The 26,441-nt window shown below is 55.8% G+C and carries 23 protein-coding genes; 8 read left to right on the top strand and 15 right to left on the bottom strand.

Features of this window, described 5'->3' with window-relative positions:
* Positions 1-31 precede the first annotated feature (31 nt).
* Both PYR66_15690 and PYR66_15685 read left to right on the top strand, forming a co-directional pair.
* Positions 32-748: a response regulator transcription factor gene (locus tag PYR66_15690; protein WEF26752.1), complete on the top strand. Its 717-nt coding sequence runs from the start codon at positions 32-34 to the stop codon at positions 746-748.
* Complete coding sequence (locus tag PYR66_15685; protein WEF26751.1) at positions 745-2,217, top strand: histidine kinase dimerization/phospho-acceptor domain-containing protein; 1,473 nt, start codon at positions 745-747, stop codon at positions 2,215-2,217. Before PYR66_15690 ends, PYR66_15685 begins: the two co-directional genes overlap by 4 nt.
* Positions 2,218-2,277: 60 nt before the next feature.
* Here PYR66_15685 and artJ (PYR66_15680) read toward each other — a convergent pair whose 3' ends face one another.
* The 7 genes from artJ (PYR66_15680) to PYR66_15650 form a co-directional block, all read right to left on the bottom strand.
* Entirely contained in the window at positions 2,278-3,009 is a 732-nt protein-coding gene (artJ, locus tag PYR66_15680; protein ID WEF26750.1) for an ABC transporter substrate-binding protein ArtJ, read from the bottom strand.
* A 181-nt stretch (positions 3,010-3,190) separates the two neighbouring features.
* On the bottom strand, positions 3,191-3,859 hold the full coding sequence (gene artM / locus PYR66_15675) for an arginine ABC transporter permease ArtM (GenBank protein ID WEF26749.1): 669 nt from the start codon (positions 3,857-3,859) through the stop codon (positions 3,191-3,193).
* Entirely contained in the window at positions 3,859-4,575 is a 717-nt protein-coding gene (artQ, locus tag PYR66_15670) for an arginine ABC transporter permease ArtQ (protein ID WEF26748.1), read from the bottom strand. The genes artM and artQ overlap by 1 nt, the downstream gene beginning before the upstream one ends.
* A gap of 6 nt (positions 4,576-4,581) precedes the next feature.
* Positions 4,582-5,313, bottom strand: a complete 732-nt coding sequence (gene artJ / locus PYR66_15665) for an arginine ABC transporter substrate-binding protein (GenBank protein ID WEF26747.1) — start codon at positions 5,311-5,313, stop codon at positions 4,582-4,584.
* Between the two features lie 19 nt (positions 5,314-5,332).
* A complete protein-coding gene (artP, locus tag PYR66_15660; GenBank protein ID WEF26746.1) occupies positions 5,333-6,061 on the bottom strand; it encodes an arginine ABC transporter ATP-binding protein ArtP in 729 nt (242 codons plus the stop codon).
* 226 nt (positions 6,062-6,287) lie between these two features.
* Entirely contained in the window at positions 6,288-6,803 is a 516-nt protein-coding gene (locus PYR66_15655) for a lipoprotein (protein WEF26745.1), read from the bottom strand.
* A 148-nt stretch (positions 6,804-6,951) separates the two neighbouring features.
* The gene (locus tag PYR66_15650; protein WEF26744.1) at positions 6,952-8,139 is read right to left on the bottom strand and encodes an outer membrane protein transport protein; all 1,188 of its coding nucleotides are present in this window, start codon (positions 8,137-8,139) and stop codon (positions 6,952-6,954) included.
* A gap of 415 nt (positions 8,140-8,554) precedes the next feature.
* Between PYR66_15650 and PYR66_15645 the strand changes: the two genes are divergently transcribed.
* Positions 8,555-9,694: a membrane-associated sensor domain-containing protein gene (locus tag PYR66_15645; GenBank protein WEF26743.1), complete on the top strand. Its 1,140-nt coding sequence runs from the start codon at positions 8,555-8,557 to the stop codon at positions 9,692-9,694.
* On the top strand, positions 9,682-10,524 hold the full coding sequence (locus PYR66_15640; protein WEF26742.1) for an N-acetylmuramoyl-L-alanine amidase: 843 nt from the start codon (positions 9,682-9,684) through the stop codon (positions 10,522-10,524). Before PYR66_15645 ends, PYR66_15640 begins: the two co-directional genes overlap by 13 nt.
* Before the next feature lie 61 nt (positions 10,525-10,585).
* Here the strand turns inward: PYR66_15640 and PYR66_15635 are convergent, their stop codons facing one another.
* The 4 genes from PYR66_15635 to poxB all read right to left on the bottom strand — a co-directional run bounded on the left by PYR66_15635 (position 10,586) and on the right by poxB (position 15,898).
* Positions 10,586-11,599, bottom strand: coding sequence for an NAD(P)-dependent oxidoreductase (locus PYR66_15635; protein ID WEF26741.1), 1,014 nt, complete (start codon positions 11,597-11,599; stop codon positions 10,586-10,588).
* Between the two features lie 87 nt (positions 11,600-11,686).
* Positions 11,687-13,129 (bottom strand): DUF2867 domain-containing protein, encoded by a 1,443-nt coding sequence (locus PYR66_15630; protein WEF26740.1) that lies wholly within the window; start codon positions 13,127-13,129, stop codon positions 11,687-11,689.
* 10 nt (positions 13,130-13,139) lie between these two features.
* Positions 13,140-14,141, bottom strand: a complete 1,002-nt coding sequence (gene ltaE, locus PYR66_15625) for a low-specificity L-threonine aldolase (protein ID WEF26739.1) — start codon at positions 14,139-14,141, stop codon at positions 13,140-13,142.
* 38 nt (positions 14,142-14,179) lie between these two features.
* Positions 14,180-15,898, bottom strand: coding sequence for a ubiquinone-dependent pyruvate dehydrogenase (gene poxB, locus PYR66_15620; GenBank protein ID WEF26738.1), 1,719 nt, complete (start codon positions 15,896-15,898; stop codon positions 14,180-14,182).
* 152 nt (positions 15,899-16,050) lie between these two features.
* Here poxB and PYR66_15615 point away from each other — a divergent pair, with 152 nt between their 5' ends.
* On the top strand, positions 16,051-16,485 hold the full coding sequence (locus PYR66_15615) for a DoxX family protein (protein ID WEF26737.1): 435 nt from the start codon (positions 16,051-16,053) through the stop codon (positions 16,483-16,485).
* Between the two features lie 41 nt (positions 16,486-16,526).
* On the opposite strand, the gene hcr is transcribed toward PYR66_15615, so the two are convergent.
* The 4 genes from hcr to aqpZ form a co-directional block, all read right to left on the bottom strand.
* Entirely contained in the window at positions 16,527-17,495 is a 969-nt protein-coding gene (gene hcr / locus PYR66_15610) for an NADH oxidoreductase (GenBank protein WEF26736.1), read from the bottom strand.
* Between the two features lie 11 nt (positions 17,496-17,506).
* Complete coding sequence (gene hcp, locus PYR66_15605) at positions 17,507-19,159, bottom strand: hydroxylamine reductase (protein WEF26735.1); 1,653 nt, start codon at positions 19,157-19,159, stop codon at positions 17,507-17,509.
* Positions 19,160-19,302: 143 nt separating this feature from the next.
* Positions 19,303-20,202, bottom strand: a complete 900-nt coding sequence (locus tag PYR66_15600; protein ID WEF26734.1) for a lysine exporter LysO family protein — start codon at positions 20,200-20,202, stop codon at positions 19,303-19,305.
* 118 nt (positions 20,203-20,320) lie between these two features.
* A complete protein-coding gene (gene aqpZ, locus PYR66_15595; GenBank protein ID WEF26733.1) occupies positions 20,321-21,016 on the bottom strand; it encodes an aquaporin Z in 696 nt (231 codons plus the stop codon).
* 396 nt (positions 21,017-21,412) lie between these two features.
* Between aqpZ and PYR66_15590 the strand changes: the two genes are divergently transcribed.
* The 3 genes from PYR66_15590 to macB all read left to right on the top strand — a co-directional run bounded on the left by PYR66_15590 (position 21,413) and on the right by macB (position 26,315).
* Positions 21,413-23,071, top strand: a complete 1,659-nt coding sequence (locus PYR66_15590) for an ATP-dependent endonuclease (protein ID WEF26732.1) — start codon at positions 21,413-21,415, stop codon at positions 23,069-23,071.
* A gap of 185 nt (positions 23,072-23,256) precedes the next feature.
* Positions 23,257-24,372 carry a macrolide transporter subunit MacA gene (gene macA / locus PYR66_15585; protein ID WEF26731.1) on the top strand — a complete coding sequence of 372 codons (1,116 nt, stop codon included), beginning with the start codon at positions 23,257-23,259 and terminating at the stop codon, positions 24,370-24,372.
* A complete protein-coding gene (macB, locus tag PYR66_15580; protein WEF26730.1) occupies positions 24,369-26,315 on the top strand; it encodes a macrolide ABC transporter ATP-binding protein/permease MacB in 1,947 nt (648 codons plus the stop codon). Before macA ends, macB begins: the two co-directional genes overlap by 4 nt.
* The last annotated feature ends 126 nt before the right edge of the window (positions 26,316-26,441 follow it).

Below are 26,441 nucleotides of genomic sequence, written 5' to 3'. Positions count from 1 at the left end.
AAACGAGAGTGAAATTCGTGGAGCGAATCCGATGGCTAAGAAAATCCTGCTGGTTGAAGATGACGATGATATTGCCGCGTTACTGCGCCTGAATCTGCAGGATGAGGGCTACCAGATTGTTCATGAGGCTGACGGCGCCGAAGCGCTGGCGCAGCTGGAAAAACAGAGCTGGGATGCGGTGATCCTCGATCTCATGCTACCCAATGTCGATGGTCTGGAGATTTGCCGCCGCATCCGTCAGCAAACCCGCTATTTGCCGGTGATTATCATCAGCGCGCGCACCAGTGAGATGTCTCGTGTTTTGGGGCTGGAGATGGGCGCCGATGACTATCTGGCGAAGCCGTTTTCGCTGCTTGAGCTGATTGCCCGCGTTAAAGCGCTGTTTCGCCGTCAGGCGGCGATGGGACAAAACCTCCTGATGGATGCCGGACGGATTTTTTGTCATGGCCTGAGTATCGACCCGTTGTCGCGTGAGGTGAAACTGCATGGCGCGGTAGTGGATCTGACGCCGCGCGAATTCGACCTGCTGTATTATTTTGCCCGTCACCCTGGCGAGGTCTTCTCGCGCCTGGCATTGCTGGATAGCGTCTGGGGCTATCAGCACGAAGGCTATGAGCATACGGTCAACACGCATATCAACCGCCTGAGGACTAAAATCGAACGCGACCCGGCGGAGCCGGACATTATTCTCACCGTCTGGGGCAAAGGCTATAAATTCGCGCCGTATCGCACTGAGGCGCAGTCATGATTCGCCGGCTTAGCCTCAGCCAGCGCCTGTCGCTGGTCTTTATCGCCTTACTGCTGCTGTGCGCGCTCTCCGTCTGCCTGGTGCAGTTATACAGCAGCGCGCAGTACGGCAACGTGATGGTACAACGGTTGTCAGCCGGGCTGGCGCAGCAAATTGCCGCTCGTGAGCCGCTGCTGAACGCGCGCGGCGAAGTGGATCGTACGGCGTTGAAACCGTTATTCGATCGTCTGATGGTGTTTAACCCCAGCGTCGAGTTGTATCTGGTTTCCCCTGACGGCGAACTGCTGGCCGACGCCGCGCCTCCAGGACATATCAAACGCCAGCGAATCGATATCGCGCCGGTGCAGGCGTTTCTTTCCGGCAGCGCCTGGCCGATTTATGGCGACGACCCGCGCAGCGCGGATCGGCAAAAAGTCTTCAGCGCCGCGCCGTTACGCCTGGACGGCCAGCTGCGCGGCTACCTTTATATTATTTTGCAGGGGGAGACGTTTAATCAGCTGGCGGCGGACGCCTGGCAGAAGACGCTGTGGAGCATTGTGCTGTGGACACTGGTGCTGGTGGCGCTGTTTGGCCTGCTGGCTGGCGGCCTGGCGTGGTACTGGGTGACGCGTCCGGTACGCCTGCTAACCGCTCAGGTGGCGGCGACGGAGCAGGACAGTATCCTTGCTGTCAAGACGCTGGCGGCCCGCGCTGCGGATCCGCACCCCGGTAATGAAGTCGCGGTGCTGCATAATCGCTTTATTGAACTGGCGCAGCAAATTGCGGAGCAGTGGGACCAACTGGCGGACAGCGACCGCCAGCGTCGTGAATTCGTGGCTAATATTTCGCATGACCTGCGCACGCCGCTAACCTCGCTGTTGGGCTATCTGGAAACCCTAAGCCTGAAAGATGAGCGGTTAACGACCGAAGAGCGCAAACAGTACCTGAATATCGCGCTGCGTCAGGGCAATAAAGTTCGCCACCTTTCGCAGCAGTTGTTTGAGTTGGCGCGCCTGGAACACGGTGGTATTAAGCCGCAACCGGAGAAATTCGCGCTGGCCGAACTTATCCAGGATGTGGCGCAAAAATTTGATTTGGCTATCGCCACGCGTGAAATCCACCTGCAGCTGGATCTGGCTTCCGGCTTGCCGTTGGTGGAGGCCGACCTGTCGATGATGGAACGGGTACTTACAAACTTGTTGGATAACGCCATTCGCCATACTCCGCGCGGCGGCGACATTCGTCTGTCGGCGCGGCAGCGGGGAAATCAGGTGGTGGTTGACGTGGCGGATAGCGGTCCGGGCGTTGCCGGGGAGCTGCGGGCAAATCTGTTTGAGCGTCCTTCGGTGCTGGAGCCGGGGCAGCAGAGCGCTTCGCGCGGCGGTTTAGGGTTGATGATTGTTCGGCGGATGCTACAGCTGCACGGCGGTGATATTCGCTTGCTGGAAGCGCCGACAGGGGCCTGTTTCCAGTTTACCCTGCCGCTGTGAAGGCTAGTGGTTCCTGTAACCCGGCTCAGGCGATACGCCGCAAGCCGGGAATGGTAAATCTTACTCCGGGAACCACTGGTTGCTGATTTTCTGGTAAGTCCCGTCGGCTTTAATCGCCTTCAGCGCGCCGTTCAGTTTTGCCAATAACGCCTGGTTATCCGGGCGCACCGCAATGCCAAGACCGGTGCCGAAGTACTGCGGATCGGTGACTTTTGGCGTTGCCGCACCCAGCTGCGGGTTGGTCTTCAGCCATTCGTTGACCACCGCGGTATCGCCGAATACGCCGTCGATACGGCCGTTTTTCAGATCGATAATGGCATTCTGATAGCTATCGTATGCCACGGTTTTGACTTCCGGATGCTTATCCTGCAGGTATTTCTGGTGGGTGGTGCCGTTTTCCATACCGATGCGCTTACCTTTCAGATCGTCAAAGGAGTGGAACGCGCCTTTTTTGGCAATCACCAGCGCCGAGTTGGCGTAGTACGGGTCGGTAAATGCGACCTGCTTGCTGCGCTCCGGCGTAATGTCCATACCGGAAATCACCGCATCATACTTTTTGAATTTCAAGGCTGGGATCAGGCTATCGAAAGCGTGATTGGTAAACGTACAGTCGGCCTGCATCTGTTTGCACAGCGCTTTGGCCAGATCGAGATCGAAACCGACAATTTGGTTATTCGCATCCATGGATTCAAAGGGCGGATAAGTCGCGGAAACGCCAAAGCTGATTTTCTCCGCGGCAGCGGCGCCAAAAGCGAAAGCGCTAAGCAGCGCGGCCAGAACTAACTTTTTCATAGTGGAACTCCCGTCGGTCAATCTTATGATATTGTGCCGGTTTACGGCTGAAGTTCACAATGCCATCAAATGAATTTATATGCAATAAAGTTGTATGTTTATTTTATTGATTATAAAAAAAACGGGTAAGTATTGGTACTTACCCGTTTTATGATCTACTGATTATTCATTTTTGACCGCGTTAGTTACGACGCTCAAACGCCAGCGCTTTCCTTTCGACCAATCGCATCAGCAACGTCAGCAGGCCGTTCACTACCAGGTAGATGATGCCGGCTGCGCCGAATACCATGACATCGTAGGTGCGCCCGTACAGCAGTTGCCCGTGGCCCATGACTTCCATCAGCGTGATGGTATAGGCCAGCGAGGTACTCTTAAACACCAGCACCACTTCATTAGAGTAGGAGGAGAGGGCGCGTTTAAAGGCATACGGCAGCAGAATCGCCAGCGTATCCTTTTTGCTCATCCCCAGCGCGCCGCACGACTGCCACTGGCCGTCCGGAATCGCGCGGATAGCGCCGTAGAACAGCTGGGTGGTATAGGCGGCGCTGTTCAGCGACAGAGCAATCAACGCGCACAGCCAGGGCTCGGAAATCAAATGCCACAGCACCGGATAGTTCTGCAATGAAGGGAACTGGCCTGGGCCATAGTAGATCAGGAAGATCTGCACCAGCAGCGGCGTACCGGTAAACAGGGTGATATAGCCGCGGACGATCCACACCACGACCGGTGTTTTCAACGTCAGAATGATGGTAAAGATCAGCGCCAGAATCAGCGCCACGACGATCGATGCCGCGGTCAGCGTCAGGCTGGTATGCAGCCCTTTCAGCAGTTCGGGTAAGTAATCGAGCATCAACCTGGTCTCCGTTCGAAGCGCGTCGCGCGCTGGTCAATACGCTTGAGGATGTACTGACTCAACAGGGTGATGACGAGATAAATCGCCGCCGCAATGATGTACCAGTTAAATGGCTCCTGCGTACGGGTGGCGATACTTTTGGTTTGCAGCATCAGATCGTTGACGCTGATCAGGCTCACCAGCGCGGTGTCTTTCAGCAGCACTAACCACTGGTTGCCCAGGCCCGGCAGAGCATGACGCCACATCTGCGGCATCACCAGGCGGAAGAAAATCGCCGCCTGCGACAAACCGAGCGCTTGCCCCGACTCCCACTGCCCTTGCGGTACCGCTTTCAATGCGCCGCGCAGGGTCTGCGAAGCATAAGCCGCGTACAGCAGAGAAAGCGCAATGGCGCCGCAGAGGAATGGACTGACGTCGAAGTTCTCAATCTGCATCTGTACCGGAATCTGCACAAATCCGAGGTTGAGCGTAAAGCCGTCAGACAGCGTCAGCAGCAGCTGTGAGGAGCCGAAGTAGATAAACAGCACCACCAGAATTTCCGGCAGGCCGCGTAAAATAGTGACGATGCCGGTCGCGAGCCATGCCACTGGGCGCCATTTCACCGACTCCAGCACGGCGAAGAGCATCGCCAGCACCAGGCCGATGACCAGCGCGCAAACGGCAAGGCCGACGGTCATCCCGGCGGCGCTTGCTAATGGAAAAAATTCGTTCATTCAGCGTTACTTCTGGAACCATTTGCTATAGATGGTCTGGTAAGTCCCATCTTTCTTCACTTTTTCCAGCGCAGCGTTAAATTTCTGCTGCAGCTCGGTATTGCCCTGACGAACCGCAATGCCGAGGCCGGTACCGAAGTAGTCTTTATCCGTCACTTTATCGCCAACCGGCGCCAGCTTCGGATTGCTTTTCAGCCACTCGGTCACCACTGCCGTGTCGCCGAAGACGGCGTCAATGCGGCCATTTTGCAGATCCAGCTTGGCGTTCTGGTAGCTGTCATAAGGCACGGTGGTGATTTCCGGGTGCTTATCGGTAATGAATTTCTGGTGAGTCGTACCGTTCTGCACGCCGACTTTTTTGCCTTTCAGCTGGTCGATTCCGGTGAATTTACCCTGCTGGCCGACAAACAGCGCCGAGTTTTCATAGTATGGGGTGCTGAACAGAACCTGTTTTTCACGCTCAGGCGTGATGTCCATACCGGCCATGACGGCGTCGAAGCGACGGAACTTCAGACCTGGGATCAGACTATCGAACGCCTGGTTGGTAAAGGTGCAGGTCGCGTCCATTTCTTTGCACAGCGCGTTGGCCAGGTCGACGTCAAAACCGACGATTTTGTTGTTGGCGTCTACCAGCTCAAATGGAGGGTAGGAGGCCTCAGTGGCGAAACGGATGGTCTGGGCTGCGCTAGCGGAGAGGCTCATGCCCGCGAGCAGAGCGGCAATCAGTACTTTTTTCATCGTTATTTCCCCGAAAACATCAATGTGAAAGATAGTTTTTAAAGGCGTCGGTTTGCGGATGCGTGAAGCAGTTGGCATCCCCTTGCTCAACGATATGCCCGTTTTCCATATACACCACGCGGCTGGCGGTTTTACGCGCCACTTCCACTTCGTGGGTAACGATAACCTGGGTAATCCTGGTTTCCGCCAATTCGCGAATGATGCTGACGATCTGGGCGGTGATTTCTGGGTCGAGCGCGGCGGTGGGTTCATCAAACAGCAGCACCTGCGGCTCCATCATCAGCGCGCGAGCGATTGCCACGCGCTGCTGTTGGCCGCCGGACAGATGCAGCGGATAGCGGTCGCTATAAGGCTTGAGGCGTAAACGCTCCAGCAGCTTCTCGGCACGTGCCAGCGCCTGATCCTTGCTTAAACCCAGCACGCGGCATGGGGCTTCGATCAGGTTTTGCACCACCGTGAGGTGCGGCCACAGATTGTACTGTTGGAAGACCATTCCGACGTTCTGGCGCAGCTCGCGAATGGCTTTGTCAGACGGCGCTTTGGTAAAGTCGAATTGATTACCGGCGATGTTTAAGGTACCGGAACGCGGCATCTCCAGCAGGTTGAGTACGCGAAGCAGCGAGCTTTTCCCGGCGCCGCTTGGGCCGAGGAGCACCAGCGTTTCCCCCTGCGGGCAATCCAGCGTGATGTCGAACAGCGCCTGGTGCGCGCCGTAGAAGCAATTAATGCCGTTTAGTTTAATACTCATCTGGGCAGTCTGATACGAATAGCTATTGAGGCCGCAAATAGTAACGTTGACAGAATAGTTATGCAATATTTATGCGTTAAAAGTTAAATGTAAACCACATTTCTCTCTAAAGTTAGCACAAAATATGGGTTCGTGTGGTAGGGAGGAACAAATGTCGGCATTACCGGACGGAATACCGACATTTTACCGGGGTTATCGTTTCTGCGGGGCAGCTTCAACGCCGTAATCAGCGTTTTTCGAGACTCTGACGCAGCGTTCCGGCCGGCGCGTGGCTGTTTATGCCAAGATAGCGGACATCATCCACGGCCCAGCATTGACCTTCCTGAATCATCAGCACTTCATCTTTCCAGCTCTGGGTTCCCTGTTTTAACTCAACGCGCAGCGGAATATTGCGCGCATCGCGGTTCGGAATAGTCGAGGCGCTGGCGACATCAGCACTATCGGCTGGGGTGGCGCTGCTGGAGAAAGGATTGGATTGCAGCAGAGTATTACGCGATGGATCCTGATGGACGTCGTTCAGCAGTTTGGCTAAGCCGTCGCTCAGATACGGGCGTAGCGCGGTCAGGTCGTTATTGCGATGCTGGATTTGATAATCATAGAACTGCTGCGCCACCTCGTCCGGGCCGCCTTCGATGCAGGGACCGCTACGGGTGCCGTTGTCTTTATAAGCCGGGGTCACGGTGGTACAGGCGCTCAGCGCCAGCGCGCAAGGCAGAACAAGAGCAAGAATGTTGTAGCGCATGATGATTTCCTTATGAACTCACTACGTTATTAGTTTCTGCTAAAGCATAGCGTATAGCGCAGCAATTGTACTTGACGCAAAGAGCTAAGACCTTGATGTTGCAACGCCCCTCTGCCGCCCGCACGTGTCGTGCGGGCGGCAGAGAGCATCAGAACTGGTAACTGTAGTTGACGCTGGCGAACCACAGGTAAGGGTGATCGTAGTCGCCGGCGAGAATGGGCGGAGATTTGACGTGTGAAGACTGCATGTGCAGGTACGACACGGCGACGCCGATATTGCTGGCTGGAGTGACCTGATACTGTGCGCCGGTCGCGAAGCGCCATTCATCGCCGGTCGGCAGCGAAAGCGCGGTGTCGCTTTGCGAATCATAAACTGAGCTGTCGAAGCCAACCCCGGCGTTCAGACGCCACTGTCTGGTCGGCCGGTACTGCACGCCGACGGCGGTGTGCCAGGAGTCTTTCAGCCGGTTGTCTTTGTGACTTTCGCGGCCGACGACGGTGATTTGCGGGCTACCGAACTGGCTCCAGTCCTGCCAGCCGAGATCGCCCATCACCGACCACTGGGTATTAATGTCATGCACCATACTGAGCATAATCTGCTGTGGCGCGCGGACCTGAGCGGAAATTGGTAACTCATATGAGACGTTCGGTAAATTTGGGAAACGCGCTTGACCCTTAACGTTGAAGTCGTAGTCGGTTTTGCTATTCCAGGTCATCCCGACGCGGGTTTGTTCCGTCAGCTGCATCAGCAGGCCCAGACGGTAGCTCATCGCCCAGTCATGGTCTTTATCTTGCTCATCGCTACCGTCGACGTTACGCGTCAGCGACAGATAACCATAGTTCAGGTTGGCGGAGGCGCCGATGGAGAGTCGATCGTTAAGCTTCCATGCCAGAGACGGGCTCAGCGTCATCGCGACCATGGTGCTTTTTTTGATCAGTCGGTCGCCGGCCCAGTTGCCAAAATCGATGCCTAAACCGTAGTTACCGTATAAGCCAATCCCGGCATACAAATCGTCATTGATTTTCTGCGCGTAAAATCCGCTGGCGTTAGGGAACAGATTCATGACGTTGCCGGGGCTATTGCCGCCGTTGTCATTTTTCATCTGATAGGAGATGTCGCCGCCCATGACCTGCGCGCCGCCGGTAAACATATGGTCCGGAAGGCGAGTCATCCCTGCCGGGTTGGTGACGATGGTCGAAGCGTCCTGCGCGCGCGCCGCTTGCCCCGCGCCTGCCAGACCGACATCTTCGGTGCCCATTTCATAAAAATAGAGCGCGCTGGCGTGCGAGAGGCCAGAGCACAGCATTCCAGAGATAAGTAATACGATTTTTTTCATTTGCCACCTGCGGTAATTTAACGCACGAGTCTGTTTTTATGTCAAAAAAGTATAATTGACTTATCTGCTTTAGCGTTGAGTTTATGCTGATAATCGACGGAGAGAGAAGTATTGAGAGTCCGAAAACGGAGTGCGTTAACGATTTTATTTAATGTTATTCGAATTAACGCGCTGATAGTGACGCGTATTTAGTATTACTCTCTCAGAGGGGAAAATGGCAAAACAGTATAAAATTAAATGTTCGCAGAATAATCAGATAAGAAGCTTTATCACCTGACGGCGATAAAGCTTCTATAAGCGTCAGGGGCCAATGCTCACAGACATACCCTGGATCATGGCTTATCATAAGGGAGTGATGTTACCCGGTTGGTTATATGGGCTTAAACGATGGTCCGGAAGAAGGAAAGGAGCAGGTATGTTGACAGATGAACGGCTTAATCCGCGCAAGGATCGTGCAATGCTTTGGGCCAATCGCGAAAATGTCCAAAAACATGCGCTTTCGCGTAGCATGCCGTGGCTGGCGTTCGTCAATATCTCCTTTGCCTTAATGATTGTCTTTCGCAATGTTCTCTTTACCGAATTTGATCAGCAATCGTTAATTAGCGACCAGATTGTTCCCTGGATGGAGATCGCGCTTGGCGCAATTATCTTTTTTTCTCTGGCGCTCAGCGTTATGGTTATCTCCGGCAGAATTTTAAGCGGTATTTATGCTAAAAAAGTGATTACCGCTATTCTGTTGATCCTCAGCTTATGTTGGTCCTTCAGCAGTTACTGCTTCGTACTTTTCTGGTCGCTGCCGTTTGCCTGGCCGCTGTTGGTTGTTTTAATGACCACCGGTCTTGCCGCGCTGTATTATTTTCCGACGGGAATTGCCGTTTACATTTTACCGCTGTGGATCACTTCGCTACTGGCTGGCGTACAAATTCACCATGGCGTCGATTTACGCTTCCTGATCCTCTGGGGAATATTCACCGCCATCATGGTGTACGGTCGTCAGATATTACAGCGCTGGTATGATGAGGCCTGGAGAACCCACCAGGAAAATATGCAGCTTATTAACCGCCTGGAAAGTATGGCTAATCAGGATGCCTTGACCGCGACGGCGAATCGCCGCGCGCTGGACAACTTTTTAGCTCAGGCCTGGGCGAGCAAAGAGCGACTCGCGCTGATTATTCTCGATGTCGATTTCTTTAAACGCTATAACGATCATTACGGCCATCAGGCCGGAGATGATTGCCTCGCTCGTATCGCATCGCTGCTGAAGAGGTCGGTTCGCGCGCAGGACGATATGGTCGCGCGCTATGGCGGCGAGGAGTTTGTGATTGTCTTACCGCTACAGTCGTTAGAAAACGCCACCGCGGTGGCGCAACGGATCCAGAAAAAGATTAACGAAGCGGCGCTGCCGCATGCCCAATCGGATGTTGGGCCACTGGTCACTGTCAGTATGGGGATTGTCGCCTCGGATGGGCGCGTTCCGGCTTCAGAATTAATCGCGCAAGCGGATGCGGCGTTGTATAAAGCCAAGAGGGAAGGACGTAATCGATGGTCTTATTAGGAAAACGGATTGTTCAAATTACGCTTGTCGCTCTGTTGCTGACAGGGTGCGCGCCGGAGCAGGGCATTATCGATAAAAAAGGCTATCAACTGGATACGCGTCATCCGGCGCAGGCGGCCTATCCGCGTATTAAAGTTCTGGTTATCCACTATACCGCCGATAATTTCGATGTCTCGCTGGCGACTCTGACCGATAAAGAAGTGAGCTCGCACTATTTAATCCCGGCGCAACCGCCGCTGCATCATGGCAAACCGCGGATCTGGCAACTGGTGCCGGAAGACGATCTGGCCTGGCATGCTGGCATCAGCTTCTGGCGCGGCAGCACGCGTATCAACGACACCTCGATCGGTATTGAACTTGAAAACCGCGGCTGGCAAAAAACCGCAGGGACGAAAAGTTTTACCCCATTCAATCCAGCGCAGATTGACGCGCTTATTCCACTGGCGAAAGATATCATCGCCCGCTATCACATCCAGCCGCAAAACGTTGTCGCCCATGCCGATATCGCACCACAGCGCAAGGACGACCCGGGGCCGTTGTTCCCGTGGCAGGCGCTGGCGCAGCAGGGGATCGGCGCCTGGCCGGATGATGCGCGAGTCGCCTTTTATTTACAGGGCCGCCCTGGCTGGCAGCCGGTTGATAGCGGCGAACTGCTGGACCTGCTGTCGCGCTACGGCTATCAGGTCACGCCGGAGATGACGCCAGCGCAGCAAAAACGGGTGATTATGGTTTTCCAGATGCACTTCAGGCCAGCGCGTTGGGACGGCGTAGCCGATGCGCAAACGCAGGCGATCGCCGAGGCGTTGCTGGAAAAATATGGACAGGGGTGAAACGGAAAAAGGCGTGTATTCAGGACAGCGGCCCGGCGGCGGCTGTCCTGTGCAAAGTCGCTTAATCGTGCAGTTTGCCGTGGTCTTTTAACCACGCGGCAGTACGCGAAACGCCTTCATCCAGGGTGACAATCGGCTGGTAGCCAAGCTCCTGCTGAGCGCGAGTGATATCGAGGGTAAAGTCAAAGTTCAGCTTCGACACGCCGTAATGGGTAAAGGCCGGTTCTTTTGCCGATTTATTGCCGAAATGTTCCATGCTGCGGGCGATAATATCCAGCATCGGGTAGGGAACTGAGCGGATTCGACACTTGATGCCTAAATCGTCGATAAGCTTCTGCACGATGCTGCGCAGCGTCCGCGGCTCGCCATTGGTGATATTCCACGCCCGCGCCGACGGTAGATGGTCGCATTGCGGCTGGCTCGCCAGCCACATCGCATGTACCGCGTTCTCGTAATAGGTCATATCCACCAGCGCATTACCGCCGCGCGGCAACAGCACGCTACCGTAATGACGCATCATCTGCACCATCCGCGGAATAAAGACTTTGTCGTGCGGCCCAAACAGGCTCTGCGGGCGCAGAATGGTAAAACGGGTGTGCGGGTTAGCCTGCGCCAGCAGGTTGATGACCTCTTCGCTGGCCGCCTTGCTGCGCGCGAATTCATTGGCGAAGCGGTGTGGGCGGAAATCTTCCTGAATATCGCGATGATGGTGATAATCGAAATAGAGCGAAGGTGAAGAGATATGGACGAAATTGCGCACGCCCCAGGCCACCGACCATTCGCCGAGACGACGAGTCGCCCGGACGTTAGCTAAATCGAAGGCCTGCTGGGTGCCCCACGGTGAGGTAAAGCTGGAACAGTGCCACAGGGTGTCGATACCGGCGAGCATGACTTTAGCCTGCGAAGAGACCAGTTCGGTTAAGTCTGCAGGGATGAACTCCGCGCCCATTTTGCTCAGAAGCTTACCCATTGCTTCGTTGCGCCCGGTCGCCCTCACGCTGATGCCCTTATTACGCAGATATTCCACCGCATTACGGCCTAATCCGCTGGTCGCACCGGTAACCAGTACCTTCATATCACTCTACTGTTCCAGAAAAGAATTTCGTGCGCATTTTTCCGTGATTCTCCCGACTATGCAATGAGAATCATGAAAGAATAACGCTTAATCTTCGTTTTTGCCTGTGATTTGCTCAGCAAGGCGAACGATACGCCGCGCCATGCCGCGAAAAATAAACAGATGCGCCGGGATCATCAGCAGCCAGTAGAACAGGCCTGGCATACCGTGCGGATGCCACCAGGCGCGAACGTCAAGTTCGCGGCGATCGCCTTTATCGCTAATCGTGAAGCTTAAACGGCCAAGGCCCGGCGCTTTCATGCCGAACAGTAAGGTTAACTGCTTTTCTTCTTCGACGATAATGACCTTCCAACTGTCGACCGTATCGCCGGTTTGCAGATAGTCATGCTGCGGCCGTCCTTTGGCTAAACGATGGCCGACCAGCAAATCCATGGCGCCGCGGATTTTCCACAGGATATTGCCGAAGAAGTAACCCTCTTTGCCGCCGATGCGGTTAACCACTTGCCACAGCGCCTTGCGGCTTGCCTGAGTACTGACGGCGCAACCGGCCTGTTTCGGATAGTAGCCATACTCCGGCCGCCAGCGGGCGAAGGCCTGAGCGTCGTAGCCCCAGTCGCTGGAATTCACCAGTTGTTCTTCCTCTTTCAGGGTACGGCGGACCGCCTGATCGAATGGAATCAATGTTTGCGGGATCAGCGCGCGCAGCGAACGATCGTCGGCGATCAGATCGTGCTTCAACCCCTGAATCAGCGCCTTGGCGATGGTTGGCGGTACCGAGGTGATCACATTAAGGAACCACACAGAAATCCAGCGGGTAGGGAAGGGGATAGGGATCAGTAAACGATGTTTGCCGCTGACGGCCATAAAATGGGTAAACTGCTGCTGGTAGCTCAGAATATCCGGACCGGCAGCCTCAAAAACGCGGTGCTCGCGGGACGGATGATTAAGCAACTCCACGAGATAATGCAACAGGTTTTCCAGCGCGATAGGCGTGGTGCGCGAACGTACCCAACGCGGCGGCGTCAGCACCGGCAGGTTATAAACCATATCGCGCATCACTTCAAAAGCGGCGGACCCCGCGCCGACGATAATTCCTGCGCGCAGTTCGGTAACCGGTACGCCGGACTCGCGCAGGAGATCGGCAGTCACCTGGCGGGCGCGCAAATGGTCTGATTGCTCCTGCGCCGGGACCTGCAGCGAGCTAAGAAATATCACCTGGCGCACCGGCGTCTGGCGTAAAGCATCGCGCACGTTGAGTGCGACCCGGCGTTCATGGGCGATAAAATCGCCGCCTTCGCCCATCGCGTGCACCAAATAGTAAAGGGTATCGATCCCGGAAAGCAGCGCAGGTAAAGCCTGCGGCTGGTTGAGATCGATAGACTGACAGACGACGCCCGGGAGTTCGAGCTTTTGCAGTCTGTCGATATGGCGTGCCGCCGCCAACACCGGATAACCTTGCGCGCTTAATTCGCGCACCAGATGCTGGCCAATATAGCCGCTGGCGCCGAGCACCAGAATAGGTTGCGACACGCCTGACTCCTTAGCGCTGTAAAAAGGCTTGCCAGTGACCGACGACCTCAGCCAACTGCTGGCGGTTAACGTCGAGGTGCGTGACCAGACGTACGACAGGCGAGGCGTTAATTAACACGCCGCGAGCCTGCATAAATTCGCCCAGCGCGCGAGCCTGCTCTTCACCGACGCGCACGAACAGCATGTTGGTGTCGTGGCGCATCACGTCGGCGCCGACGGCGCGCAGCTGTTCCGCCATCCACGCGGCGTTGTCGTGATCCTCTTGCAGACGCGAGACGTTATTTTGCAGCGCATACAGACCGGCGGCCGCCAGAATACCCGCCTGGCGCATGCCGCCGCCGACCATTTTACGCCAGCGGATGGCGCGACGAATGTACGCTTCGCTGCCAAGCAGCAGGGAACCGACCGGCGTGCCGAGCCCTTTTGACAGGCAAATGGTGAACGAATCACAGTATTGCGCGATATCACGCAGCTCACAGCCGTAAGCCACCACGGCGTTAAAAATGCGCGCGCCGTCGACATGCAGCGCCAGATTACGCTGGCGGGTAAACTCCCAGGCGTCTTTCAGGTAGTCGCGCGGCAGCACTTTGCCGTTGTGGGTATTTTCCAGGCTTAGCAGGCGGGTCGGGGCGAAATGGATATCGTCGGGTTTAATTTTTGCCGCGACTTTATCCAGCGGCAGCGAGCCGTCAGCCGCGGCATCGATCGGCTGTGGTTGAATGCTGCCCAGTACCGCCGCGCCACCGGCTTCATACAGATAATTATGCGCGCCCTGGCCGACGATATACTCTTCGCCGCGCTGGCAGTGGCTAAGTAGGCCGACAAGGTTGGCCTGCGTACCGGTAGGCAGGAACAGCGCCGCCTCTTTGCCGGCAAGCTCGGCGGCATAACGCTGAAGTTCATTGACGGTAGGGTCGTCGCCATAAACGTCGTCCCCGACCGGGGCGGCCATCATGGCCTCCAGCATGGCGCGCCCAGGACGAGTTACGGTATCACTACGGAGATCTATCACGGCATATCCTTGTTCTTATTCAGGGTGATAGCATTGTTTTACCTGAGCCAGTTCGTTTTCGCTAGCTCAATGACTTCATCGCCGCGTCCGCTGATGATCGCGCGCAACATATACAGGCTAAATCCTTTGGCCTGCTCGAGTTTAATCTGCGGCGGGATCGCCAGCTCTTCTTTCGCGACAACCACATCGACCAGAACCGGGCCATCGGTGCTAAAGGCGGTTTGTAGCGCCTCATCGACCTCAGAGGCCTTCTCGACGCGGATCCCTTTAATTCCGCAAGCTTCGGCAATACGGGCGAAGTTGGTATCGTGCAGTTCGGTACCGTCGGTCAGATAACCGCCAGCTTTCATTTCCATCGCCACGAAACCAAGAATGCTGTTGTTAAAGATGATGATTTTGACCGGTAGATTCATCTGCGCCAATGACAAAAAATCGCCCATCAGCATGCTGAAACCGCCATCGCCGCACATGGCGATAACCTGCCGCTGCGGCGCGGTCGCTTTGGCGCCGATGGCCTGCGGCATGGCGTTGGCCATTGAACCGTGGTTAAACGAGCCCAACAGGCGGCGCTTGCCGTTCATCTGTAGATACCGCGCAGCCCAGACGGTTGGCGTACCGACGTCGCAGGTAAAAATCGCGTCGTCGTCGGCAAAACGGCTAATCTGCTGCGCCAGGTACTGTGGATGGAGCGCTTTGTCGCTGGGTTTGGCGAGATCGTCCAGCCCTTTACGCGCTTCGCGATAGTGCTCCAGCGCCTTATCAAGGAAGCGGCGATCGGTTTTTTCTTCCAGCAGCGGCAACAGCGCTTTCAGCGTCGATTTGATATCGCCCACCAGCGCCATATCGACCTTACTGTGCGCGCCGATGCTGCCGGGGTTGATGTCGATCTGGATAATTTTGGCATCGGTTGGATAAAACGCGCGATAGGGGAATTGGGTGCCGAGCAGGATCAGGGTGTCGGCATTCATCATGGTGTGGAAGCCGGAGGAAAAACCGATCAGGCCGGTCATGCCGACATCGTATGGGTTATCGTATTCGACGTGCTCTTTGCCGCGCAGGGCGTGGACGATAGGCGCTTTAATTTTCGCGGCGAACTCTACCAGCTCCTGGTGCGCGCCGGCGCAGCCGCTGCCGCACATCAGAGCGATGTTATTTGAGTAACGGATAAGCTGGGCCAGCTTGTGCAGTTCTTCGTCCGCCGGGGTGACCGTTGGCAGCGGCGCATGGTACCAGTGGCTGCTGGCGCTCTCCGGCGCCGCTTTCAGCGCCACGTCGCCGGGCAGCACTACCACTGAAACGCCGCGGTTAATGACCGCCTTGCGCATCGCGATGGCCAGTACCTGCGGAATTTGCTCCGGGGTTGAGACCAGCTCGCAGTAGTGGCTGCATTCGCGGAACAGTTCCTGCGGATGGGTTTCCTGGAAATAACCGCTGCCGATTTCACTCGATGGAATATGCGCGGCAATGGCCAGCACCGGTACATGGTTACGATGGCAATCAAACAGACCGTTAATCAAATGAAGGTTGCCTGGCCCGCAGGAACCGGCACAGACCGCCAGTTCGCCGGTCAGCTGCGCTTCTGCGCCAGCGGCAAAGGCGGCGACTTCTTCGTGCCGGGTCGGCATCCACTCGATGGTGCCCATGCGGTTTAAACTGTCGCTCAATCCGTTGAGAGAATCCCCGGTTACCCCCCAAATGCGCTTCACGCCAGCCTGTTCAAGGGTTTTTGCAATGTATGACGCCACGGTCTGTTTCATGGTTTTCCATCTCCTTTTTGTGATAACGCTTTCAAGCTTAGATGAAACTGAAGGTTACGCTGCCGGTAGCCCCTTATTTTTCGCTGGTTTTATTGCTGGAATATTGCGCATACTCTGTGAGTACACAGGGTGTAAAACAGGAAGAACATCAAATGGTTAAAGGATTGTTAAATGCGGTAAATAAAACGTTATCGCATGAAGATGTTGGCAAACTCTTGTTACGACTTGCCGTCGGCGGCTTAATGCTGTTTCACGGCCTGCACAAGCTGATTGGCGGCGTGGAGGGCATTAGCGGTATGCTGGCGGCGAAAGGGCTGCCGGGGTTTATCGCCTATGGCGTGTTGGTGGGCGAAGTCGTCGCGCCTTGCCTGCTCATTCTTGGTGTTCTGACGCGTCCGGCGGCGCTGGTGCTGGCGTTTACCATGGTGGTGGCCTGGCTGATGGTCGGGACCGGAAATACCTTCGCGCTTGATGCCGTGGGGGCATGGGCGATTGAAAGCCTGGTCTATTTCTTTATCGGCGCGCTGGCGATTGCGCTACTCGGCTCGGGGCGTTACTCGCTGGCCGGTCAGTCGGCCTGGCGATAAAAAAGTGCCGGATGAGCGTAGCGTCATCCGGCATTTTAACGTCAGGCGAGCACCAGATCGCCCTGCGGGTGACAAGAACAGGCCAGCACATAACCGTCGGCAATTTCGGCATCGGTTAGCGTCATGGTGCTGGTGACGCTGTACTCGCCGGAAACCACTTTGGTTTTGCAGCAACCGCAAACACCAGCGCGGCAGGCGACAGTCACCGGTACCTTATTGCTTTCCAGCGCTTCAAGCAGGGTGGTGCCGACCGGCGCGTAAAACGTTTTTGTCGGTTGCAGTTTAGTGAACTTCAGCCCACTGGTGGCGGCTTCGGCGACCGGGGTAAAGAACTTCTCTTTAAAGAAGCGAGTCACGCCCAGCGCGGCAACGTCCTGCTCGACCTGCTCCATATAAGGCGCCGGACCGCAGGTCATCACGGTACGGCTCGCTAAATCCGGTACGCTTTGCAGCAGCTCGCGGGTCAGGCGACCGGCGACGAAGCCTGGCGTTGCGTCGTTTTCCGCGACCAGGGTGACCGGATACTGGCGCCACTCTTCGGCAAATATCACATCTTTCGGCGAACGAACGTTAAAGATAACCTGCACATCCGCCTGTGGACGGTACTTCGCCAACCAGCGGCGCATCGACATAATCGGCGTCACGCCGCAGCCGGCGGCCAGCATCAGAAAACGATCGGTTGGTTTATCTTCGCAGGTAAACTCGCCCATCGCATCGGACAGCCAGATATAGTCGCCGCGTTTGACGTCGTGGGTTAGCCACTGCGAACCTGCGCCATCATCAATACGACGGACGGTCAGCGTAATGTACTCGCTTACCCCCGGCGTAGATGAAAGGGTGTAGGCGCGCAGCGTATCCGCCGAATTGCGCACGCTTACCAGTGCGTACTGCCCGGCGTGATAGGGATAGTAGTCGTGGCACAGCAACGAAATTGTCCACACGTCCGGCGTTTCCTGGTGAATGTGATGAACCTGCATCCGCCACGGGCACTGATGGGTTGGCATTGTCATTCTGATACTCCTTACGCGCTCAGCAACTGCTGCATATCTTGTTCAACGGTGGTCACGGAACGCAGACCAAACTTCTCGTTGAGGATAGCCAGCAGATCCGGGGTGAAGAAGCCAGGCGCGGTCGGGCCGGTGACGATGTTTTTTACGCCCAGTGACAGCAGGGTCAGCAGAATCACGATCGCTTTTTGTTCGAACCAGGATAGCACCAGCGACAGCGGCAGGTCGTTGACGCCGCAACCCAGTTTTTCCGCCAGCGTTACTGCGAGGATGATGGCTGAGTATGCATCGTTACACTGACCGGCATCGACCAGACGCGGCAGGCCTTCGATATCGCCGAACTCCAGTTTGTTGAAGCGATATTTACCGCAGGCCAGAGTCAGGATCAGGCAGTCATCGGGAACGCTGGTGGCGAAATCAGTGAAGTAGTTACGTTCGCCGCGCGCACCGTCACAGCCGCCGACGAGGAAGATGTGACGCAGTTTTTCACGGCTGACCAGATCAATCAGCGTATCAGCCGCGCCCAGCAGCGTCTGGCGACCGAAACCAACGGTGATCAGATGCGGGATTTCGCTGTACGGGAAGCCAGCCATCTGCTGCGCCTGGGCGATAACCGGCGTGAAGTCTTCGCCTTCCAGATGGTTTACGCCCGGCCAACCGACGATGCTGCGGGTCCAGATACGGTCGTCGTAAGCGCCGACGGTCGGGTCGATGATGCAGTTAGAGGTCATCACGATGGGGCCCGGGAAGCGAGCGAATTCAACCTGCTGATTCTGCCAGCCGCTGCCGTAGTTACCGATCAGATGTTTGAATTTACGCAGCTCCGGGTAGCCGTGTGCTGGCAGCATTTCACCGTGGGTATAGACGTTAACGCCGGTGCCTTCGGTTTGTTCCAGCAGGTTATACAGATCTTTCAGATCGTGACCGGAGATCAGGATGCACTTACCTTCGGTGGCTTTGACGTTGACCTGAGTCGGCGTTGGGTGGCCGTATTTGGTGGTTTCACCGGCGTCGAGGATGCTCATCACTTTGAAGTTCATCTGGCCGATTTCCATCGAGCACTCCAGCAGAGCGTTCATATCGGAAGGCCAGGTACCCAGCCACGCCATGATTTTGTGGTACTGAGCATAAATATCGTTATCGTACTGGCCGAGCACGTGCGCGTGTTCCATATAGGCCGCGGCGCCTTTCAGACCGTACAGGCACAGCAGACGCAGGCCGAGAATGTTCTCGCCGATCGCTGCTTTGTCTTTATTCGGGGTATATTCCGCCGCTTGACGCTGCAGGTCGCCCAGGTCATCGCTGACCAGTTGCAGATTGGCAACCGGGCTATCGACTGAAGCGCTGGCATTGATGTTCAGGCACTGTGCTTTCAGCGCGTCGCGCATCGCGATCGCCTGACGGGCGTAGCCGACGATACGCGGAGAGTCGAAGTTGACGTTAGTCAGGGTAGAGAAGAACGCCCGCGGTGCGAAATTATCGACGTCATGATTGATGATGCCGTATTCACGCGCCTTAACGGCCCATGCAGACAGACCTTGTAGCGAAGCAATCAGCAGATCCTGCAGATCGGAGGTTTCAGCTGTTTTACCGCACATACCCTGCGCGTAAGAGCAGCCGTTCCCTGCCGGGGTACGGATGGTTTGTTCACATTGCACACAAAACATGGTCACACCTTTTAAAGTTATATTTAAGATACATGTTTAAGGTTATGCTTGTGCTTACATGGAGAAAAGGGATTTCTAATACAACTTGAAGGGAGATTGATTTAGCGCAATTTTGGCGGTAGAGGTCTACCGCCACAGGGTGATCAGGCGGAGAAGAACGCCATCAGAACCGGCACCAGCAGGCTCAGAATAAAACCGTGTACGATAGCCGCCGGAACGATTTCTACGCCGCCGGAACGTTGTAGCACCGGTAGGGTAAAATCCATGGAGGTGGCGCCGCACAGCCCAAGAGCGGTAGAGCGGCTACGCAATACCATGCCGGGGATGAGCATGATGGCCAGTAGCTCTCGGGCGAGATCGTTAAAGAACGTCGCGCTGCCAATCACCGGGCCATAAGATTCGGTCATCAGGATCCCGGAAAGGGAGTACCAGCCAAACCCGGAAGCCATCGCCAGGCCGGTTTTAATTGGCAGGCCGAGAATAAGGGCATTAATCACCCCGCCGAATAATGAGCTGGCGGCAACGACTACCGCGACAATCATTCCGCGGCGATTCAGTACGATCTGCCGTAATGTCATTCCATTATTGCGCAACTGAATACCAATAAGGAACAACAGGAAGATTAAAGTATATTCGCTGGCTTCAGTCGCGTGCTGCAAAAAGGAGAGGCCGCTTAAACCCAGCAGGAAACCAATTAGCACAACGCCAAGTAGCTGCAAAGACTCCAGGGCCATGGCCAGACGTGAAGGTAATTTTTCCGGCCGATGTTTGACGCGCCATGGCATTTTTTTGTCCAGCCAAAGTAATGCCGCAATATTGCACAGGATAATCACCACAATGCTCACCACAGAGTAATGCAATATCGATAACAGATTGCTGCTGAGGTTATCGAGGAAGGCGAGGCTAATCCCCATGAAAAAGAGGATCACATAAACAATCCAGCTAAGCAGCCGGGTAATCAGTTTAAGTGCGGAAGGATGACGCAGAGGAATCAGATAGCCGACAATCAACGGCAGCAGAATGATTAATAATCCCGAAAACATGAACGGCAAGGTCCTTGCAAATTAAGAATAGCGCCAATGACACTACCCAATTCGTCGGGCCGAGTAAAGCTGTCGCCAAAAAGAAAAAGCCCGGCGTCGCCGGGCTTCTGTTGCGCTATTAGTCGCGTTTTTCCAGCAGGGTGCGATATAGCACGCCGCCGAGGATACCGCCAATGATCGGCATCACCCAGAACAGCCACAGCTGCTGCAGCGCCCAGCCTCCCTGGAAGATAGCAACTGCGGTGCTACGCGCCGGGTTAACGGAGGTGTTGGTGACCGGAATGCTGATCAGGTGGATCAGGGTCAGCGCCAGACCGATAGCGATCGGCGCAAAGCCAGCCGGGGCGTTTTTATCGGTCGCGCCGTGGATAACCAGCAGGAAGCCGCAGGTCAGCACGATTTCGATAACGATAGCCGACAGCATGGAGTAGCCGCCCGGGGAGTGTTCGCCGAAACCGTTAGAAGCGAAGCCGCTTGCCGCCGCGTCGAAACCTGCTTTACCGCTGGCGACCACGTACAATACCGCAGCAGCGATAATACCGCCGACAACCTGGGCGATAATATAACCAATGACGTCTTTAGCCGGGAAACGGCCGCCCGCCCACAGACCTAAAGTCACTGCCGGGTTAAAGTGACCACCGGAAATATGACCCACGGCGAAGGCCATAGTTAATACGGTTAAGCCGAAGGCTAATGCCACGCCGGCGAAACCAATTCCCAGTTCCGGGAAAGCCGCGGCCAGCACTGCGCTACCGCAGCCGCCGAATACGAGCCAGAATGTGCCAAAGCACTCTGCTGCTAATTTTCTGAACATAACCACCTCAAATAATAATGTAAACGAACACGTCATTACGTGCCGGTCTTTATTTATCGACGCAAAGGATGACGATAAAAATAAAGCGTCGCTATTTCAGGGACGAACGCCACCCTCGTACAAGCTAAATAAATTGATGTAATTTTACTCAGGGCAATGAGATGATTTTCCTTTCACCATGCATGAATTATGCAAGTGTAGAACACAACGGTGAAAAATAAACTACTCAGGTCGATGGATTATTTTATTAATTGTATGAAATCAAGAGCCGTAACCTTGCAAAGCCTGAAGTATCAGCACGTCATTGTTCACTCCGTGCGCAAAGGATGCCATGTTGCCCCTCTCTCGCTATACTGCTGATTACTGAAGGAGAATGTTGCACCAGGCGGAGGGGATATGCAGCTTGAGCGTGTAGAGATCGTCGGATTTCGCGGTATCAATCGTTTATCGTTGATGCTGGAGCAAAATAATGTCCTGATCGGTGAAAACGCCTGGGGCAAATCCAGCTTGCTGGATGCCCTGACGCTGCTTTTATCGCCAGAATTTGATCTGTACCATTTCGTCCGCGATGACTTCTGGTTTCCCCCCGGCGATGTTCAGGGGCGCGAACACCATCTGCATATCATTTTAACCTTTCGCGAGAATGAGCCCGGTCGCCATCGGGTACGGCGCTTCCGTCCGCTCAGCGACTGCTGGGTGCCGTGTGAAGACGACTACCAGCGTATTTTCTATCGTCTTGAGGGTGAGCTGGCCGACGACGGTAGTGTGATGACCTTACGCAGCTTTATTAACAGCGAAGGAGAGGCGCTGGATATTGATGATATCGACGAACTGGCGCGTCATCTGGTGCGCTTAATGCCGGTGTTGCGTTTGCGCGACGCCCGTTTTATGCGTCGAATCCACAATGACACCGTGCCGCATTCGCCGCAAATTGAGATCACCGCCCGGCAGCTGGATTTTCTCTCCCGCGAGCTGGTTAACCATCCGCAAAACCTGACCGACGGGCAAATCCGTGAAGGGCTCTCGGCGATGGTGCAACTGCTTGAGCATTATTTTGCCGAGCAAAGCAGCGCGCAAAGCCGTAATCGCCTGATGCGCCGACGCTCACATGACGAACAGCGTAGCTGGCGTTACCTCGATATTATCAACCGGATGATCGATAAACCGGGCGGCCGCAGCCACCGGGTGATCCTGCTTGGGCTATTTTCCACTTTGCTGCAGGCAAAAGGCACGATCCGGCTCGATCGCGATGCGCGGCCGCTGCTGCTGATTGAAGACCCGGAAACTCGTCTGCATCCGATCATGCTTTCCGTTGCCTGGCATTTACTTAATTTACTGCCGCTGCAGCGAGTCACCACCACCAATTCCGGCGAGCTGCTGTCGCTGACGCCGGTTGAGCAGGTGTGTCGGCTGGTGCGTGAATCGTCACGCGTCTCGGCGTGGCGGCTCGGCCCCGGCGGCATGAATGCGGAAGATAGTCGCCGCATCGCTTTTCATATTCGCTTCAACCGCGCGTCATCGCTGTTTGCCCGTTGTTGGCTACTGGTGGAAGGTGAAACCGAAACCTGGGTGATTAACGAACTGGCGCGCCAGTGCGGGCACCATTTTGACGCCGAGGGGGTGAAGGTGATCGAATTTGCTCAATCCGGACTCAAGCCGCTGATTAGGTTTGCCCGCCGGATGGGGATTGAATGGCATGTGCTGGTAGACGGCGATGAAGCCGGGAAAAAATACGCCGCCACCGTGCGTGGGTTGCTGAATAACGATCAGGAGCTTGAGCGCGTGCATTTAACCACGCTGCCGGCGATGGACATGGAACACTTCATGTATCGCCAGGGGTTTGACGATGTTTACCATCGGGTCGCGCAGATCCCGGATAATATTCCGATGAACATGCGTCGGGTGATTACCAAAGCGATTCACCGCTCATCTAAACCCGACCTGGCGATAGAGGTGGCGATGGAGGCCGGGCGGCGAGGAATCGAGGCCGTCCCCACGCTGCTGAAGAAAATGTTTTCCCGCGTGCTGTGGCTGGCGCGTGGGCGCGCCGATTAGCTACGAACACCTTGCATTTCAATGGGCGACTGTTGGTAGCGTCAGTCGCACCGTTCCCCCTCGTATGGTCTCCTTGCCATTCTTCTTCAACAAACATGAAGCATTGCTAAAATTCTGGGTTCTGTTCGCCGCCTGTTCCGTTAGAATCATCGTCCGAGCTGCGGGGAAAACATCAGGAATTTTGTATGACATTTAATGGAAAACGCAGGAAAGTCTGGTGGCTATTGGCGCTGCTGGTGGCGATCGCGGCGATCTGGGGATGGCGCGCGCTTAATGCGCCGCTGCCGCAGTATCAGACGCTGGTGGTACGCAAAAGCGACCTGCAGCAAAGCGTGCTGGCCACGGGGAAACTGGATGCGCTGCGTAAAGTTGACGTTGGCGCGCAGGTCAGCGGCCAGTTAAAAACGCTGCGCGTCAATATTGGCGATAAGGTGCAGAAAGATCAGCTGTTGGGGGTTATCGACCCGGAACAGGCGGAAAACCAGATTAAAGAAGTGGAAGCGACGTTAATGGAGCTGCGGGCGCAGCTGAAACAGGCGCAGGCCGAACGTAAACTGTCGCAGGTGACATTGGCGCGTCAGCAGCAGCTGGCGCAGCGTCAACTGGTATCGCGCCAGGATCTGGATACCGCCGCCACCGATGTGGCGGTGAAAGAAGCGCAAATTGGCACCATCGAGGCGCAAATCAAACGCAATCAGGCGACCCTCGACACGGCGAAGACCAACCTCGACTATACGCGCATCCTGGCGCCGATGTCCGGCGAAGTCACGCAAATCACTACCCTGCAGGGGCAGACGGTCATTGCCGCTCAGCAGGCGCCGAACATCCTGACGCTGGCGGATCTCAGCACCATGCTGGTAAAAGCGCAGGTCTCGGAAGCGGATGTGATCCACCTTAAGCCAGGACAAAAGGCGTGGTTTACGGTGCTCGGCGATCCGCTGACGCGTTATGAAGGTACGCTGAAGGATATTTTGCCGACGCCGGAAAAGGTCAACGACGCCATATTTTATTATGCGCGTTTTGAGGTGCCTAACCCGCAGGGGATCCTACGCCTGGAGATGACCGCGCAGGTACATATCCAACTGGCGGAAGTGAAGAACGTCATTACCATTCCGCTTAGCGCGCTGGGCGATGCGATTGGCGACAATCGCTACCACGTGCGGTTACTGCGTACCGGTGCGGTGAAAGAACGGGAAATAGTAATTGGCGCGCGCAACGATACCGATGTGGCGGTGGCGAAAGGGCTGGAAGAGGGGGACGAGGTTATTCTAAGCGAAAGCGCGCCCGGAGCCGCAAAATGACGGCGCTGCTCGAACTGCGTGATATTCGCCGCAGTTATCCCTCCGGCGACGGTGACGTTGAAGTGCTGAAGGGGATCACCCTCAGCATCGCCGCCGGGGAGATGGTGGCGATCGTTGGGGCTTCCGGTTCCGGCAAATCGACGCTGATGAATCTCCTGGGCTGCCTTGATAAGCCGACCAGCGGCACTTATCAGGTTGCCGGGACTAATGTGGCGCAGCTGAGCGGCGACGCATTGGCCAGGCTGCGCCGTGAGCACTTTGGCTTTATCTTCCAGCGCTATCACCTGTTGTCGCATCTGACCGCGGCGCAAAACGTCGAGGTTCCGGCTATCTACGCCGGTAAAGAGCGTCGGCTACGCCTGGCGCGAGCACGTGATTTACTCTCCCGGCTGGGGCTGGAGGAACGGGCGGAATACTTCCCTTCTCAGCTTTCCGGCGGCCAGCAGCAGCGTGTGAGTATCGCCCGCGCCCTGATGAACGGCGGCGAGGTGATCCTCGCCGATGAGCCGACCGGGGCGCTGGATAGCCACTCCGGCGAAGAGGTGATGGCGATTCTGCATCAGCTCAAGGCACAGGGGCATACGGTGATTATTGTCACCCATGACCCACAGGTGGCGGCGCAGGCGGAAAGGATTATTGAACTTCGCGACGGCGAAATCGTGCGTAACCCGCCTTCACCTTCGCCGACGAACGGCGGGGTTTTGCGCCCGGAAGCCAGTGCGGAGCCTTCCGTCTGGCGGCAATTCAGCAGCGGTTTTCGCGAGGCGCTGGTCATGGCCTGGCGGGCAATGGCGGCGAACAAGATGCGCACTTTGCTGACCATGCTCGGCATTATTATCGGCATTGCCTCGGTCGTCTCTATCGTGGTGGTTGGCGATGCGGCGAAACAGTTAGTGCTGGCCGATATCCGCGCCATCGGCACCAATACCATCGATGTCTACCCGGGTAAGGATTTCGGCGACGACGATCCGCGTTACCAGCAAGCGTTGAAATATGACGATTTGCTGGCGATTCAAAAACAGCCCTGGGTACGCTCAGCGACGCCAGCGGTCTCAAAAAGCCTGCGCCTACGCGCCAATAATATCGACGTGGCAGCCAGTGCCGAAGGCGTTGGCGCACAGTACTTCAACGTCTACGGCATGACGTTCAGCGAGGGGAGTACCTTCAATGAACTGCAGCTCAATAGTCGGGCGCAGGTGGTGGTATTGGACAGCAATACCCGTCGTCAGCTGTTCCCGCACAAGGCGAAAGTGGTCGGCGAGGTGATCCTGGTTGGGAATATGCCGGCGACCATCATCGGCGTGGCCGATGAAAAGCAGTCGATGTTTGGCAGCAGTAAAATCCTTCGCGTTTGGCTGCCTTATTCCACCATGGCCGGGCGAGTCATGGGGCAATCCTGGCTCAATTCAATCACCGTCCGCGTGCAGGAAGGTTATGACAGCGCCACCGCCGAGCAGCAACTGGTGCGCTTACTGGAACTGCGCCATGGCAAAAAAGATGTTTTTACCTGGAATATGGACAGCATCTTGAAAACAGCGGAAAAGACCACACATACCTTACAGCTGTTCCTGACGCTGGTGGCGGTGATCGCCCTGGTGGTCGGCGGGATTGGGGTGATGAATATCATGCTGGTGTCGGTGACTGAACGGACCCGCGAAATCGGCATCCGCATGGCGGTTGGCGCGCGAGCCAGCGACGTACTGCAGCAGTTTCTTATCGAGGCGGTGTTGGTTTGCCTGGTGGGCGGCGCGCTTGGCGTGAGCTTGTCGCTGATGATTGCGTTTATTTTGCAGTTATTTTTGCCCGGCTGGGAGATTGGCTTTTCACCGTTGGCGCTGCTTACCGCGTTTTTGTGTTCGACGCTAACCGGGGTGCTGTTCGGCTGGCTGCCGGCGCGTAACGCCGCGCGATTAGATCCGGTGGATGCGCTGGCCCGCGAGTAGGGGTATATGCCCTAAATAATTCGAGTTATTGCCAACGCGCAGGCAACTTGAAGTATGGCGGGTATAAAAATGCCAGTCAGAAGGACTGGCATTTTATTAGCAGGATGTACACAATGAAGCAAAAGA

The organism is Klebsiella aerogenes, from assembly GCA_029027985.1.
GTDB lineage: Bacteria > Pseudomonadota > Gammaproteobacteria > Enterobacterales > Enterobacteriaceae > Klebsiella > Klebsiella aerogenes_A.
This window is presented reverse-complemented; position numbering and strand designations above follow the sequence as displayed.